Source organism: Streptomyces sp. NPDC041814 (genome assembly GCF_055590565.1).
The window spans coordinates 13,408-26,773 of record NZ_JBVJAM010000010.1 but is presented as its reverse complement, the minus strand read 5'-3'; the positions used below and the strand labels follow the sequence as shown (position 1 = coordinate 26,773).

Genomic DNA, 13,366 nt, shown 5'->3' with positions numbered 1-13,366 from the left:
CCCCCACGGGAGGGCTAGGGCGGGCGAGCGGGCCTCCGTGCGATTCATCTCACGCACGTCCCTGCTCGATCTCGCCGGTGTAGATGTCCCGGTCGTGCGGCAGCCGTACGGTGACGGGCACGCCGAACCCGTACAGGAGCGTCGTGGAGACGACCTCCGCCGCCGGGCCCTCGTTGGCGAAGCTGAACCGGTGGCGCACCTTGCGCAGCCTCCCCTCCTCGTCCAGATACGCGTCGAACGGCACGGCCCGCGTGCGGAACCCTTTCGCCGCCGCCACCAGCGCAGCCCGCGCACCGGGCGCCGCCAGCCGCGCCGCCCGGCCGATGTCCGCGGTGCCCCGGTAGTGCCGCACGGCCACCCCGGCGACGTCCGTCTCGCCGACGTACGTCACGGCCCCCGCACCCCGCAGCAGCTCGGCGGCGGCCAGCGGATCGGTCACCCCGCCGGTGACCAGATTGCCGTCCTCCAGCGCCGTCGTGTCGATCCGCACCCACTTGCCGGCGGGCACCCCGGCGCCCCGGTTCATCATGTACAGCGCGCCCGGCGCCAGCAGCTCCGTGATCGGCCGGTGCTCCTCCTCGCCCGCCGCGTCGGGCGGCAGCACCACCTTCACCCGGCCCGACCCGGCCCGGAAGTCGTACGCCCCCGAGCCCCTGATCGTGACCCGGGTGCCACCCGCGGCCGTCTCCATCGACGTACTCACCTCGGCGCTCGCCACCCCGTCCCCGGCGAGCACCACCGCCGCCCGCCGCACCACCTCGGCGCCGCCGTCCCGGGCGTCCGCGGCCGCCGCCGCCCGGTCGGCCCCGCCGCCACCGGCGCACCCGGCGGCCGCCGCCGTCACGCCCACCGCGACGAGGGCGCGCACGACGCGCACCCCGCCTCCGGACCTGTGCTGCTGCACCACCATCGCCTGCCATCCCCAAACGCCGAACCGCTTGCCCGAGCCCGTGTCCGCCTCGCATAACGACGGCCCGTGCCCCCTGTAACGTCCACGCCCCCGATTGGCGCCGTCACCGCCGCCCGAGCGCCCCCTCACGGTTGACGGACCCCTCCCGGCCGGACCGCCCCGCCCAGTACCGTGTTCGCGTGTACGACCAACACGCCGCGGAGGTCCCGCCGGACCGCCCCGCCCACGAACCCACCACCGTCGAACGCGGCTCGTTCTGCACCGCCCGCTGCTCCTGCGGCTGGTCCGGACCCGCCCGCCGGTCCCGCGACCGGGCCCGCGCGGACGCCGCCGAGCACCGCACCACGGCCTGACCACCGGGCCTCCCCTCGTGGAGCTTTCCTTCGGGCCGGCCCCTCTCCCCCCCACACCGGAGGTCCGATGACCCCGCCGAACCGGCGCACGCTCCTCGCGGCGGGCGCCACCGTCCTCACCGGCGCCACCGCCACCGCGTGCGAGGCCACCGACACGACGGACCCGGCCCCCGGCGGCACCCGGCCCCCCACCGGGTCCGCGTCCTCCCCGGCCCCCTCGACGCCCAAGCCCTCCAAGCCCTCCAAGCCCTCGGGACCCGCGGACTGGTCCGCACTGGCCAAGAGCCTCGACGGGCCGCTGATCCGCCCGGGCGACGCCGCGTACCCGACGGCCCGTCAGCTCTACAACACCCGCTTCGACGGCCAGAAACCGGCCGGAATCGCCTACGTCCGGCACGAGGACGACGTCCGCGAATGCCTGGCCTTCGCCCGCCGCGCCTCCGTGCCGGTCGCCATCCGCAGCGGCGGCCACTCGTACGCCGGCTGGTCGAGCGGCAACGGCCGCCTGGTGATTGACGTCGCGTCACTCAACCGCGTCGAGGCGAACGGCACGATCGGCGCGGGCGCCAAGCTCCTCGACGTCTACGAGGGCCTGGCCGCGCACGGCGTGACGATCCCCGGCGGCTCCTGCCCCACGGTCGGCATCTCCGGTCTCACCCTCGGCGGCGGCCACGGCGTCGCCGCCCGCGCCTACGGCCTGACCTGCGACAGCCTCACCGCCGCCACCATCGTCACGGCCGACGGCCGCACCGTGACCGCCGACGCCAAACGCGACCCGGACCTCTTCTGGGCGCTGCGCGGCGCGGGCAACGGCAACTTCGGCGTCGTCACGAGCCTCCGCTTCCGTACGCACTCCGCCCCGCGGACGGTCACCGCCTACATGTCCTGGCCCTGGTCGCGCGCCCGGGACGTCGTCACCGCCTGGCAGGAGTGGGGCCCGGACCAGCCCGACGAGATCTGGTCCGCCGCGCACCTCGACGCCGGGCCTGGCGGCAGCAGCCCGACGGTCTCGGTGTCGGCGTTCAGCCTCGGCACGTACGGCGACCTGCAGAACGCCGTCGACCGCCTCGCCGACCGCATCGGCGCCTCCGCCACCTCGGTCTCGCTGCGCCGCCGCGACTACCGGGAGGCGATGCTCGTGTACGCGGGCTGCTCCGGCCTCACGGACGCGCAGTGCCACCTCCCGGGGACCACGCCGGGCCGCACCCCGCAGGGCGCCCTCCGGCGCGAGACGTACGCCGCCGCCTCCGACTTCTACGACCGCTCACTCCCCCCGGCGGGGGTTTCGGCCCTGCTCGACGCGGTCCAGGCGTTCACCCGGCTCGCCCCGGGCCAGGGCGGCGGCGGCTCGGTCGCGCTGACCGCGCTCGGCGGGGCGGTGAACCGGGTGGACCCGCGGGCCACGGCGTTCGTCCACCGCCGCTCCCGGATGCTCGCCCAGTACATCGGGGCCTGGCGGCCGGGGGCCCCGGGAACCGCCCAGCAGAAGTGGCTGAAAGACACCCATGCGGCGCTGCGCCCGTACGCGTCGGGGGCGGCGTACCAGAACTACACGGACCCGGCCCTCACCAACTGGCGCACCGCGTACTACGGCTCGGGGGCGACGCGCCTGGCCCAGGTGAAGAAGCGGTACGACCCGGAGGGGCTGTTCACGTACACGCAGGGGGTGTGAGGGGGCGGGCGCCCCGGACACACGTGTGCCCCGGGCCGCTCTCGCGGGCTCCGGGGCACGTGCGGGTGAGGGGGCCGGGATCAGGCCGCGAGGCCCTTCTCGCCGTCGGAGCCGCCGCCGCGCGAACCGGGGCGCGGCTCGGGGATCCCGAGCGCGTCGTTCCGGTCGGAGTCCGCCGCCCGGGGCCGGCGCGAGCGGACGAGGGGGCCGAGGCGGGCGGACCGGGAGACGGCCGCCACGAGGGGCGTCAGCAGCATCATCGCCAGGGGCGCGAGGAGCAGCGCCACAGCCGTACCGAGGGCGAAGCCGCCGATGACGTCGGTCGGGTAGTGGACGCCCATGTAGACCCGGCAGAAGCCCTCCAGGAGGGCGAGCCCGATCGCCGCGATGCCGAACTTCCGGTGGGCCACGAAGAGCCCGACAGCGAGGGCCATCGCCATCGTGGCGTGGTCGCTGACGAACGAGAAGTCGTTCTTCCCGTCGACCAGGACGTCGAGCCCGGAGTGGTCCTTGAACGGCCGCGGCCGTTCCACGAAGCCGCGGATCGGAATATTGATGAGCAGGGCGATACCGGCCGCGAGCGGCGCCCACACGAGCCCCGCCACCGCCGACACGGAGTCCTCGGCCGTGCCCCGCCGGCGAACACTCCACCAGCACCACAGGACCACGAGGACCATGCCGAGCATGATCCCGTACTCTCCGACGAACTCCATGACCCGGTCGAACCAGGTGGGAGCGGACTTGGCGAGCCCGTTGATGTCGTAGAGCAGGCTGATGTCGGGGTTCGACCCATCCAGTGCGAGTCCAGCCATCTGCTGCGGCCCCTTGCCTTGTCTGCTGCTGCGGCCCACGTCCCTGTGCGCCGCGATTCACGAACCCCCGTGTTCGGTCCGTCCACGTCGATCACTCACGCGCCCAGCCAGAGAACGACGCGCCCCGCGCGTACGTTCCACTCTCCACCGAATGATCACCATGACGTTATCGAAGAGTGACACATCGTCGCAGCTCAGGGCCTGGGCTTCACGGAGAGTTCCGGCCACCGGCGCGGGCCCTCAGGCGGCCGGCCCCGCGGTTGGCAGCGCCGCGGCCCCGTCCTTGGTCACGCGGGTGGCACCGAAGTAGTCAGGCGTGTCGATCTTGTCGAACCGAATGACCGCACCAGTGTACGGAGCGTTGATCATGTACCCGCCCCCGACGTACAGGCCGACGTGATGAATGGCACGGGAATTGGTCAGATCGTCGGAGAAGAACACCAGATCACCGGGAAGCAGCTCATCGCGCGACGGGTGCGGCCCGGCGTTGTACTGGTCGTTCGCGACACGGGGCAGCTCGATGTCGACGGTCCGGTACGCGGCCTGGGTCAGCCCGGAACAGTCGAACCGCCCGCCCTGCTCGGGCGTACCGTTTCCGCCCCACAGATACTTCGTGCCGAGCTTCTTCTGAGCGAAGTAGATGGCCCCGGCCGCCTGCTGTGAGGGCTGCACACGGCCGACGGGCCGGGCGAAGCTCTTCTCCAGCGAACGGATGATCTTGACGTAGTTCCTGGTCTCCGAGATGTCGGGCACCCCGCCCGACTTGATCACGCGGTACGCCCCCGCGTTGTAGGCCGCGAGCATGTTGTCGGTGGGATCACCGGGGACCTTCTTCACGTACCCGGCCAGCTCGCAGTCGTACGAAGCGGCGGAGGGGATCGCGTCGGCCGGGTCCCACACGTCCCGGTCCCCGTCCCCGTCCCCGTCGATCCCGTGCCCCGCCCAGGTCCCCGGGATGAACTGCGCGATGCCCTGCGCGGCGGCGGAGCTCTCGGCACGGGGGTTCCACCCGCTCTCCTGATAGAGCTGTGCGGCGAGCAGCGCCGGGTTGATCGCGGAGCACAGATTCCCCCACTTCTGCACAAGCCCCTGGTACTTGGCCGGCACAGCCCCCTTCGCCAACGCGACGGCCCCCCCACCCGCGCCCCCGACGAGCCCGGCAGCGGCGGAGTAGGTCCCCACAACGAGCAGACCCACAAAACACAAGGCCCCCCCGACCCCGACCCCCACGGCCACCCAGAATCTACGCACCCGTCAACCATCCCCCATCGGGGCACGGTTCGGGAGCGTTTTCGACGGTGTGTACGAGTCGTACGAGGGAGCACGGGGGCGCTCAGGGAGCGCCGAGGGACCAGAACTCGGAGCGGACGTTGGGGCGGGGCAACGGGTACTCCCCCTCGTAGGAAGGCCCATTGGGCGAAGCCGTCGACTCAGCCACCTCGGACTCGTCCACACAGGGACTATCCACCTCGAAGAAGGCTTGGCCTTTCCCTCCCACACTCAACGTAACGCCAAAGCCATCGCTGGTTTGGGCGTAGATGGCGGGGAGATCGATGTCCTTGTTGACAGCCTTTATCGCGTACCCGCTATTCCGCCAGAAGCGTTCAACGATCCCTAGCAGGCTACCGCGACGCTCTTCAGAGATGACGGTCATAACAACGCGCATCCGCGAAACGTCGCAGCGCCCGGTGCTAGTGGGCCCATGGGCCCATTGGACCTCAGGCTTAATCTCTCGAAGGACTTGGTCCAGAATGACGTCAGCTCGATCTGCAGCCTGTTGCATATCCATGTCCGCGCGCCCTCCATTGTTAGTGCGATCACCACCACCGCAACCAGGCGCGAGGAGACACAACAACACTGCACCCAGCACCAACGCTCGCCGCGTCACCGCGCCTCCTCCATCTTGACCTTGTCGGCCCGACCGGCCGCGATCAAAGCAATGCTGTCAGCCGACATCGCGTCCCGTTGGGGCTCGGCGTCGAAGTAATTGGAGTGGGCATCAACCGAAAATCCGCCGGGCCCAATAAGGGGCGGCCCAGGCGCCACCGGGAACCGCCTGGCACCAAATGATTCGCTCGCTGGATCCTTCCCGAACCAGAGATCGTCGCTCCCCGGATCCGCAGCCTCTCCAAGCAGGTGCGCAGCAGTCGGCCCGCCGGTCAGGCCGAAGAACCCTGCGGCAACCTGCCGAACCGACGGCACTTTGGTCACGACGTCATTTTCCGCCGCACCCACGAAGACGTGGTCCTTGCCCACTCCGAGGTCCTCTGCTCGATTCACGCCAACCCCGGGGCTTCCAACTAGAACGATGTCGTCGACCCCGGGGATCCCGCCGTCTCGCTGAGTCGCAGCTCCGACCGTGCGCGACCCGTAAGAGTGCCCGATTGCTGTCATATGCGGATCGTCATGCACATTCGTGACAGCCAATCCGCCCATGAACTGACTGAACGCGTTGCCGCCCCTGACAGCCCTGTCATCACCCCCCACAGCCAGGCTGCTCAGACCATCCGGAAATTGCGGCGCGTCATACCCCAACCACACCATCGACGCACTTGAGTGGTGATACTTCATTGCCGACTTGGCCGTGTCTCGCGCCCGCTTGAGGTCTCCCAAAGCGAAATCCTCATCCAGTGAAGTATTCAACCCCGGCACATACGCCGCCACATTCCGCGCCGTATCCGGATTCCCGTACGACACAATCGCGCGCCCATTCCCCTCGTCCCCGATGCCCAGGAGGTACATCGGCGGCTGGCCGCCCGCGTCCAGTTGCCGCTGAATCTCCCGCAACCCCGCCAACCGCACCTGGGACACCTCGTCATCCCGCCCCTCCAGCTTGCCGATCAGAAGCTGGAGGTTGTCGCGGTTCGCCGTGTCGCGGATCAGGGACGGGATGCCGTCCAAGTTGCCGATCTGGTCCGGGTACACCGCGAGGTACTCCTCGCGCTGTTCGTCCGTCAGGTTTCCCCACCACGCACGCCTCGCCGCAGGCGACGCGTCCAGCGGGATGCGGGACTTGAGGTAACCGCGCGCCGCTTCCCGGACCGCCGCCGCGTCGCCCGCCGCGTCGGTCCACGTGCGGTCCGGGACCTTCAGGCCCTCCTCCGCCCGGAGGCGCCGCAGGATCCGGGTGAAGCGCCAGTCGGTCCGGGCGGCCGCACGGACCGCCCCCGTGATCCGGTCCGAGATGTCCCGCGCCGTCGCGGCATGGGTGTCCGGGGCGACCAGCCCCGAGGGCGGCAGCAGCCCGGGCATGCCGGTCACCCGAGCCGTGCCACCCGGCACCGGATCGCCGTCGAACAGGCCCCCCGGCCCGGACGGATACGACACCGACCCATCCGCGTGCACGGTGAACTTCAGCGACTCCGCCTCCTCCAGCGCCCGCCGCAGCACCCCCTGCTGCACCCGCATCTCGTGCGCGAGGCTGTTCAAGGCCGTACGGATCAGCCCGCACTCGGTGTACACGTACTGCAGGTTCCGGCTCATCCGCCGCAGCCGCCCGGCCGCCGCCTCGGCCGCCGCGCCGCGCTGGGACTCGCGCAGACCGACGAGCAACTGCTTCTCGATCCGATCCCGCCCGGCATCCGCACGGTTGCTCGCCTTGCCCCAGCCATCCGCCGCGCTCTCCAGCTCGGCGCACTTGAGGTCGCGTAACTGAGCCCACGTCAACGTGGAGGACAGCGCGGTCACCGTTCGACCCCATGGGTCAGACGCGCCACGGGCGAGAACGACGACCGTACGGCCTCATTCGTCTCACCCTGCGCCCGCGCGACAGCGCGCAGGCTGCCCGCGAGCGCCCCGCACTCGTGGCGGGCGGACTCGACACGGCGCACCCAGGACTCCCGCACGGCACCCAGCTCGGCCAGGGAGTTCAGACCGGCGGTCCCGGCGATCAGCCCCTCGTGCGCCGTCGTCAGTTCCGCGCGTACGGGCCCGAGATGGGCCCCCATCCCCTCCGCACCCCCGGCAGCCCTCAGCCACGCACCAGCGCTGTGCCGCAGCTCGTCCCCGGCGGCGGAACCGCCACCTCCAGCAGGACCGCCCCCGCCGGCAGAGCCACCACCCGCCAGATCGACCAGCCTCAACCGCGCACCACTCATCGTCCACCCCGTTCTTGATCACGAAGATCGTGGAGCGGCACTGTGCCAAACGCGGCAACCACGACACGCCGGACGCACAGCGGCCGGGGAGCGGGCACACCCGCGCTCCCCGGCCCTGCCAACGCCTCGCCCCCGCCCCGGGATCACCCGATCGGTGGACCGGCGCTAACGCCCGTACGCCCTCGGATCCTCCTCGCTGAGCCGCCGCAACGCGGCCGCAGCCCGATCCTCCGCCGGGGTGCCGTCCTCCGGGATGCTCCAGATGACCTGCCGTACGTGCCCGTTCTCGGCGTCGTACAAAAGGCTGATCGTCGTCTCGTCCGGGTCACCGAACGCCGTCCCGGCCCAGTCGAACCGGACGCTCCAGCGCGCGAGGAGATCCGGCCGGCCGCGCAGCCCGGCGGCGATCAGCCGTGCGGCACGCCTGGCCGGCCACATCCAGCTCTCGTCCCCCTCCGCACGGGCGACTTCCGCGTCGTACGCGGCGGCGTCGAAGCGGATTTCGGGCATCTCACGTCTGCCGCCCGGCGGAACGGGGCATCGCCAGCCGGACCAGACGACCTGGTCCCCGTCCCGCCGCACGGTGACATACAGCGCCCCGCAACAGCCCTCGGCGCAGTACGCCTCCGCGAGCCGCACCTCACGCGGCTCGTCCGTGGCGCGCAGGGCGCCGGAGAACAGCAGCTCCTCGGGGGAGTCGGCGGGCCCCCTGCCGAAGCAGTCCGGGACCAGCGGGCGCCCGTCGACCAGGACACGCGCCTCGACGGTGGCGGGATCGCCGGGATCACGCTCATGGACCGCGATACGCAACCGCGCACCCGGCGCCTCCGACGCCCCCAGCACCTGCGCCCGCGTACGCCCCAGCCACGCGGCCCGCCACCGCACAGCGGGCTCGTCACCGGCGTCCGGCACCTCACGCCACTCCGGCCGCCCCAGGACGGCCGTCAGCTCCGCCAGCACCTGCTCGCGCCGCCCGGGCCCCCAGTCGTGCAGCATGGCGGGCCCCGTGCTCAGCTCCTGAACGGCGGACAGGAGAAGCGCATGGTGGTCGAGCGTGGGGGGAAGGAGCCCGGCGCCCCGCGCGAACGCCTCGTACGCACGAGGGGCGTCCGGGTAGGAGAGGATCTCGGGCCGATAGTCGCGGAGGGTGGTCATGAGGAACAGCAGCCGCCCGGCCCGGGCGATCAGCGCGGCACCCTCGGCGGCCGGCAGCCCGGGGACGTCCGCCGGCATGTCGGCCAGCCCGGACGCCTCCGCCACCCGCCGCGCCACCACGGGCGCCAGGTCCCCCGGCAGCACGACCAGCCGTTCCCGTACCGCGGTACGGTCACCGGCTCCGAGGGCGGCGAGCAACGGCCCGAAGGCCACAGGCCCCTCGTGGTGGTGCAGTTCGAGCAGCGCACCGGCCGGCCGGTCGAGGGCGTCGAGGGCATGGACGACGGGGCGCACAAGGGCGCGCAGCCGCCCAAGGGTCCACAGATACGGCACGTCCTGCGACTCACCCAGCTCGGTGAGCAGGGCGAGCCCGGTACAGACGGCCAGGTAACCGGTCCCCGTCCGCACGAGCGTCCGGGCCAGCGCCCGCGCCCGTTCCTCGTTCTCCACCGGCATCCCGGCGACGAGAAGGCGCAGGGTGCGATGCCTGACGGGCGGGTCCAGGGCGTCGAGCCGCCGGTGCACCTCTTCCGCCGCCTCGACGGGATCGGGGGCGACCAGCAGGGGCCCGAGGAGACGGGTCAGTTCGTCCCTGGTCCGAGTGAAAGTCCGGCTGCCCCGGTTGGACGGGACCCGGCGGGGCACAGGCGGCGCCGCGTCCGCCAGGCACCACGGCCCCTCGGGCTCGGCACGCTCCACGCGCAGTGCGCACGCGTACAGGGAGGAGGGCCGGGGAGTGAGCGCTCCGCGCTCTTCCGGGGCGCTCAACGGGCGGGGTGGTTCTCGATTCCATAGGTCATGGCGCGGAGTGTGGCAGAGCCCCGCCGCACCGCGCCATCGCTTTTCCACCGGGCGCGGTTCACGCGCCCTCGCCCCGCCCAGCCGGAAGAATGCGCCCCCATGAGCTCATCGTCCCCCTCCCCCAGCTTCTGGCACCGGCCCATGGTGGCGCGCAGCGCCGACGAGCGGCACCGCGCCTCGACGATGCTGGAACTCTTCTTCGACCTCTGCTTCGTCGCCGCCGTCGCCCAGGCCGCCTCCGCCTTCGAACACGAACTCGCCGCAGGCCGCATCGGCCACGCCGTCCTCGGCTACGCGATGGTGTTCTTCGCGATCTGGTGGGCGTGGATGAACTTCACCTGGTTCGCCTCCGCGTACGACACCGACGACGTCCCGTACCGCCTGCTGACGCTCGTACAGATCACCGGCGCGCTCGTCCTCGCGGCGGGCGCGCCCGAGGCGCTGGAGCACGAGGACTTCACCGTCATCACCTGGGGCTATGTGATCATGCGGCTCGCCATGGTCACGCAGTGGCTGCGCGCCTCCCGCTCGGACCCGGAGCGGCGCGGCACCTGCCTGGGGTACGCGGCCGGGATCTTCCTGGTGCAGATCGGCTGGGTCGTACGGCTGGCACTGCCCGAGGACACCGGCCTGGCGACCTTCGCGGTCCTCGTCCTCGCGGAAATCGCCGTTCCCGCACTGGCGGAGCGTAAAACCACCACCACCTGGCACCCGCACCACATCGCCGAACGGTACGGCCTGTTCACGCTGATCGTGCTCGGCGAGTCCATCACCGCCGCCACGGTTGCCGTACGCGCCGCCCTGGACACGCACGCGGCGCTCGGCGACCTCGCCGCGCTCGTCGCGGGCGGTCTCCTCACGGTGTTCGCGCTGTGGTGGCTGTACTTCGCGCAGAGCGCACCCCGGCTGCTGACCAGCCTGCGTACGGCGCTGCTGTGGGGGTACGGGCACTACCTCGTCTTCGCCTCGGCGGCCGCGGTCGGCGCGGGCCTCGCCCTCAATGTGGCGCACACCGCGGGCCACGGCCACATCTCCGACCGCACGGCGGCGGCCGTCTACACCGTGCCGGTCGCCGTGTTCATCACCCTCGTCTGGCTGCTGCACCACCGCACCGCGGGACTTCGCCGCGCGGCCGACGTGCTCCACCCGGTGGCGGTACTCGCGGTCCTGGCGGCCACCTTCGCCCCCTCCCCCATCCTGACGACGGGCATCATCACCGCACTGCTCATCGCGGCGACCCTGCTCCTGGCCTCCCGGGACGCGGACGGCGGCACCGGTCGCCGGCACTGACCTCAGCGCCCTGCCCGCACCGCCTGCCCGGGCAGGGCGATCCCCTGCGCGTGGGCGGTCTTTCCCGGCCGCAGCGTCCACGGCACCGGAGGCGTGGACGTCAGCCAGCCCTCCGCGATGAGGGTGTGCACGATGACCCCGCGCAGCTCCCGCCCGAGCTTCTTCCACCGCAGCCCCTTGCACAGCTGGCCGTACGACGGCCCATGGCCGTGCTCCGCCCGGAACTCGACGGTGAACAGGGCCGCCTCGCGCCCGCAGTCGGGGTGGGCGGCCCGCCACGACTCGTACGCGTCGAGAGCCGCGCGGGGCGCCGGCAGCGGGGACGGCCCGGACATGAACGCCGGAGCGACCCGCACGAAGGGGAGATGGCAGAGCGCACACGCCTCGACCGCCTCCGCGTGCCGCAGCAGCGCGGGGCTGACGCCGGACTTCCAGGCCGCCCAGCTCTCCGGAGTGGGCTCGGCGGCGGCCGCCGCCTCCCGGGCCGCCCGGCGTTCCTCCTCGTCCCGCGCGATCGCGGCAAGCTCCTCCGGAGTACGGAACCGGCCCGCGAGGTGCCGTACCGACTCACCGAGCCGGTAGGTCTGCCCGGAGACCTCGGCGAGGAACCCCTTCTCCAGGAGCGCGGGCACCGCCCCGTAGCAGGCGGCGGGCAACTCGGCCGGCGCCTGCCCGACCAGCTCGTCGGAGCAGTGGGCCGCCAGGAACAGCGCGGCCAGCCGGACCCCCGACGCCCCCTTGCGCACCGGCTTGGCCAGCCTCGTACGCATGGACCAGCCCGACACCCGCGACCGCGCGTCCTTGCCGAGGCGCAGTGCGCGGTCGGGCCCCGGGGCCAGCTCCGGCACCACGATGGCGTACGGCACATCCGGTTCCCCGCCGATGAGCTGCCCGGGCACCTCCCACCCCGCCGCCGACAGCTCGGCCAGGGCACCCTCCGGGTCCTCCAGCCGCAACGACCGCAGATCGGTCCCCGTGAGATTGCCCGCGCCCGTCCGCGCGGCCCGGATCCCCACGACGACCGCGAGGAGCCGCGCGTCGACGGACTCCAACGGCAGGCCGGCCACGTACGAGAGGAGCGCACGGGCGCCCTCCCCCTGGCGCGGTGTGAGCAGGAAGGGCGGTGGCGAGGCGGCGGTACCGTCCCCGGCGGAAGCGGTCGTCACGGGCGGCACGGCGGACACGACAGGCTTGGGCACATCACATCTAACGGTGATCGGACCGCCGAAGTCACGCGCGGACGCGCCTTTCCCGCACGGACACCGGGCCATGCGCGGACCGAAGCCCTCCTTCGGGCGACGTCAGCGGGACGTCAGGCAGGCGTTAGCAGAACATGAGCGGCGCGCGGGAGGCTTCCCATGTCAGACGGTCCGGAGGGGGAGCGGTACGCCGCAGATCCGGACCTGTCTGTACCGAACCACCGACCGCCACACACCTCGGGGAATCCCATGCATACGCTCCGCAAGCGCACCGCCGTCCTCGGCGCCGCCGCCACCGCCGTGCTCGCCCTCGCCCTCACCGCCTGCGGTGGGGACGGCAGCGGGACGAAGGCAGCAGGTCCGGCCGGCGACTCCGCCTCGACCAAGGCCACCGTGGCCGCGAAGGACACCTCCAAGGACACCGCGGACGACGCCGCCCAGGACCAGGGCAGCACGGCGGGCGACAGTGCGAAGACGGGCGGCGGCTCCACGGACGCGGTCACCTCCAGCACCGGCAAGTCCACGGGGGGCGCCACGAAGACGGGCGGGGCCGCCGCCGGCGACACCAGCGACGCCTACGCGTACAAGCACCCGTGCAAGAGCGGCGACCTGTCGGTGCGCGTGTACGCCCGCGAGGGCTCAGCCACGCAGCACGTGATCGAGGTCAACAACACCGGCAGGAACTCCTGCGGCCTCAGCTACTACCCGCGCGTCAGCCTGGGCGCGGCAAAGGCCACGGACCACAGCGGCGACGTCATCCCGCTGGTCCCGGGCGGCCTCGGCGGCGCACCGGCGTACCCGGTGAAGCCGAAGACCGCCGCGATCGCGGTGATCGACCTCAACCCGGGCGGCGGTAACGGCATGACCTGGGTGGACGAGCTGAACGTACTCGCCGACGGCGACCACATGGCCAACGCCGAGCAGCTCAACTTCCCGCTCGGCCCCGACGTGAAGGTCGGCACCCCGAAGCTGGGCCTGTACGAGCGCACCGTCGCCGACGCGGTGGCCTCCATGAAGCAGGCGAACACGAAGCCCTGACCCGTACCGGGCCACGGTGACGGTGCCCTCGGACGGACC

General features: G+C 72.2%; 12 protein-coding genes. 4 read left to right on the top strand and 8 right to left on the bottom strand.

Annotated elements, in window-relative coordinates; genetic code table 11:
* Positions 1 to 49: 49 nt before the first annotated feature.
* Positions 50 to 910, bottom strand: coding sequence for an SCO4651 family lipoprotein (locus ACZ6C6_RS24230; protein WP_469205358.1), 861 nt, complete (start codon positions 908 to 910; stop codon positions 50 to 52).
* Between the two features lie 179 nt (positions 911 to 1,089).
* On the opposite strand from ACZ6C6_RS24230, the gene ACZ6C6_RS24225 reads away from it, so the two are divergent.
* Positions 1,090 to 1,263 (top strand): hypothetical protein, encoded by a 174-nt coding sequence (locus ACZ6C6_RS24225; RefSeq protein ID WP_469205357.1) that lies wholly within the window; start codon positions 1,090 to 1,092, stop codon positions 1,261 to 1,263.
* A gap of 67 nt (positions 1,264 to 1,330) precedes the next feature.
* Positions 1,331 to 2,935: an FAD-binding oxidoreductase gene (locus ACZ6C6_RS24220; protein ID WP_469205356.1), complete on the top strand. Its 1,605-nt coding sequence runs from the start codon at positions 1,331 to 1,333 to the stop codon at positions 2,933 to 2,935.
* Positions 2,936 to 3,015: 80 nt separating this feature from the next.
* On the opposite strand, the gene ACZ6C6_RS24215 is transcribed toward ACZ6C6_RS24220, so the two are convergent.
* The 6 genes from ACZ6C6_RS24215 to ACZ6C6_RS24190 form a co-directional block, all read right to left on the bottom strand.
* A complete protein-coding gene (locus tag ACZ6C6_RS24215) occupies positions 3,016 to 3,747 on the bottom strand; it encodes a phosphatase PAP2 family protein (RefSeq protein WP_469205355.1) in 732 nt (243 codons plus the stop codon).
* A 240-nt stretch (positions 3,748 to 3,987) separates the two neighbouring features.
* Complete coding sequence (locus ACZ6C6_RS24210) at positions 3,988 to 4,998, bottom strand: C40 family peptidase (RefSeq protein WP_469205354.1); 1,011 nt, start codon at positions 4,996 to 4,998, stop codon at positions 3,988 to 3,990.
* 82 nt (positions 4,999 to 5,080) lie between these two features.
* The gene (locus tag ACZ6C6_RS24205; RefSeq protein ID WP_469205353.1) at positions 5,081 to 5,536 is read right to left on the bottom strand and encodes a hypothetical protein; all 456 of its coding nucleotides are present in this window, start codon (positions 5,534 to 5,536) and stop codon (positions 5,081 to 5,083) included.
* A gap of 95 nt (positions 5,537 to 5,631) precedes the next feature.
* Positions 5,632 to 7,434, bottom strand: coding sequence for an alpha/beta hydrolase (locus tag ACZ6C6_RS24200; RefSeq protein ID WP_469205352.1), 1,803 nt, complete (start codon positions 7,432 to 7,434; stop codon positions 5,632 to 5,634).
* The gene (locus tag ACZ6C6_RS24195; protein ID WP_469205351.1) at positions 7,431 to 7,694 is read right to left on the bottom strand and encodes a hypothetical protein; all 264 of its coding nucleotides are present in this window, start codon (positions 7,692 to 7,694) and stop codon (positions 7,431 to 7,433) included. The genes ACZ6C6_RS24200 and ACZ6C6_RS24195 overlap by 4 nt, the downstream gene beginning before the upstream one ends.
* A 315-nt stretch (positions 7,695 to 8,009) precedes the next feature.
* Positions 8,010 to 9,767, bottom strand: a complete 1,758-nt coding sequence (locus tag ACZ6C6_RS24190; protein WP_469205350.1) for a hypothetical protein — start codon at positions 9,765 to 9,767, stop codon at positions 8,010 to 8,012.
* 132 nt (positions 9,768 to 9,899) lie between these two features.
* Here ACZ6C6_RS24190 and ACZ6C6_RS24185 point away from each other — a divergent pair, with 132 nt between their 5' ends.
* Complete coding sequence (locus tag ACZ6C6_RS24185; protein ID WP_469205349.1) at positions 9,900 to 11,090, top strand: low temperature requirement protein A; 1,191 nt, start codon at positions 9,900 to 9,902, stop codon at positions 11,088 to 11,090.
* A gap of 2 nt (positions 11,091 to 11,092) precedes the next feature.
* Here the strand turns inward: ACZ6C6_RS24185 and ACZ6C6_RS24180 are convergent, their stop codons facing one another.
* Positions 11,093 to 12,256 carry a hypothetical protein gene (locus ACZ6C6_RS24180; RefSeq protein WP_469205348.1) on the bottom strand — a complete coding sequence of 388 codons (1,164 nt, stop codon included), beginning with the start codon at positions 12,254 to 12,256 and terminating at the stop codon, positions 11,093 to 11,095.
* A gap of 282 nt (positions 12,257 to 12,538) precedes the next feature.
* Between ACZ6C6_RS24180 and ACZ6C6_RS24175 the strand changes: the two genes are divergently transcribed.
* Positions 12,539 to 13,327: a DUF4232 domain-containing protein gene (locus ACZ6C6_RS24175; protein WP_469205347.1), complete on the top strand. Its 789-nt coding sequence runs from the start codon at positions 12,539 to 12,541 to the stop codon at positions 13,325 to 13,327.
* Positions 13,328 to 13,366: the final 39 nt, after the last annotated feature.

Bases quoted from the DNA above. Each gene is read 5' to 3' on its own strand.
- ACZ6C6_RS24230 (WP_469205358.1), bottom strand. From the start codon at position 910: ATGGTGGTGCAGCAGCACAGGTCCGGAGGCGGGGTGCGCGTCGTGCGC.
- ACZ6C6_RS24175 (WP_469205347.1), top strand. From the start codon at position 12,539: ATGCATACGCTCCGCAAGCGCACCGCCGTCCTCGGCGCCGCCGCCACC.
- ACZ6C6_RS24215 (WP_469205355.1), bottom strand. From the start codon at position 3,747: ATGGCTGGACTCGCACTGGATGGGTCGAACCCCGACATCAGCCTGCTC.
- ACZ6C6_RS24205 (WP_469205353.1), bottom strand. From the start codon at position 5,536: ATGGATATGCAACAGGCTGCAGATCGAGCTGACGTCATTCTGGACCAA.
- ACZ6C6_RS24185 (WP_469205349.1), top strand. From the start codon at position 9,900: ATGAGCTCATCGTCCCCCTCCCCCAGCTTCTGGCACCGGCCCATGGTG.
- ACZ6C6_RS24195 (WP_469205351.1), bottom strand. From the start codon at position 7,694: ATGGGGGCCCATCTCGGGCCCGTACGCGCGGAACTGACGACGGCGCAC.
- ACZ6C6_RS24220 (WP_469205356.1), top strand. From the start codon at position 1,331: ATGACCCCGCCGAACCGGCGCACGCTCCTCGCGGCGGGCGCCACCGTC.